The following is a 245-nucleotide window of genomic DNA, read 5'->3' as shown; positions in this document are numbered from 1 at the left end:
ACTTGAAGCTCTATACAAATTCTAATTATAAAAGCTAAGCCAAAAGGCTTAGCTTACTATATCTAAAATTATTTCTTCTTTTAATCCTTGTATTTTAATTTCTTTTATTTTTAATTCATTAGGTAGATTTTCAAGCAAAGCTCCTTTACTATGTATATTTTTACTTGCTAATACTCTTAGTATTTTACCCCTATAAGCCTTTGCAAAATGACTTAAAGTTTTGGAATTTTTTAAAAAAGTGAGAG

The 245-nt window shown here is 25.3% G+C and carries 1 pseudogene; it reads right to left on the bottom strand.

Annotated elements, in window-relative coordinates:
- Positions 1-48: 48 nt before the first annotated feature.
- Positions 49-245: pseudogene (locus tag CAMP5060_RS08230) on the bottom strand (YaaA family protein); the annotation flags it as partial.

It is taken from the genome of Campylobacter sp. 1569 (assembly GCF_024723675.1).
Taxonomy (GTDB): Bacteria; Campylobacterota; Campylobacteria; order Campylobacterales; family Campylobacteraceae; genus Campylobacter_D; species Campylobacter_D jejuni_C.
Note: the sequence above shows the minus strand (reverse complement) of the source record. Positions and strands in the feature narration are given on the sequence as shown.